Source organism: Hymenobacter agri (genome assembly GCF_054778495.1).
Genome location: NZ_BAAGZM010001263.1, coordinates 1 through 576, shown reverse-complemented (window position 1 = coordinate 576; position 576 = coordinate 1). Strand labels below are relative to the sequence as shown.

At 66.0% G+C, this 576-nt stretch carries 1 protein-coding gene; it reads left to right on the top strand.

What is annotated here, in order from left to right; genetic code table 11:
- Positions 1–576, top strand: a 576-nt coding sequence (locus ACYVDE_RS25700) for a hypothetical protein (RefSeq protein WP_460504335.1), incomplete at both ends; no start/stop codon positions are given.

The following is a 576-nucleotide window of genomic DNA, read 5'->3' as shown; positions in this document are numbered from 1 at the left end:
GCCCGGCCCGGCGACGCCGGCGGTCAGGCCGGCCTCTGGCTGCTGCCCCAGGCCCGCAAGCATCAGAACTTCAGTCTGCTCGATGAGCTGGAATTAATTGAAGACCACAGCAATGCCGACGACGACGTCCGCGACGGCCTCGGACCGCACCTGGTGTTCCAGCGCCCGGCCGGCGGGCGTGAAGTCAACTTCCGGGCCGGCGACACGCTGATTTTGTATCCGCGGCGAAAAAAAGAGGTTCAGGGACCTGGGGATTCAGGGACTTCGTCCGATGGTACCGCCGGCAACGCGCCACATACTGACACCGCGCCGAATCCTAGCAATGCTTCTAACCCCGAAAATCCAAGCCCCCAAGTCCCCAAGACCCTAAGTCCCCTCGACAGCCAGGTGGTCAAGGTCGTGCTGGCCGAAGACCTAGGCACCGACGGGCGGGTGGTGCTGTCCATTCGCAACCGACGGCTGGCCCCGCGCTACCTGCACGGCCACTCGCACTGGGCCCTGGAGCCCGACACCTACGACACCTTCCGCCGCGAGTGGGCCGGCGTTTCGGCGTTCCTCAGTCTGGCGCCGGAGCGG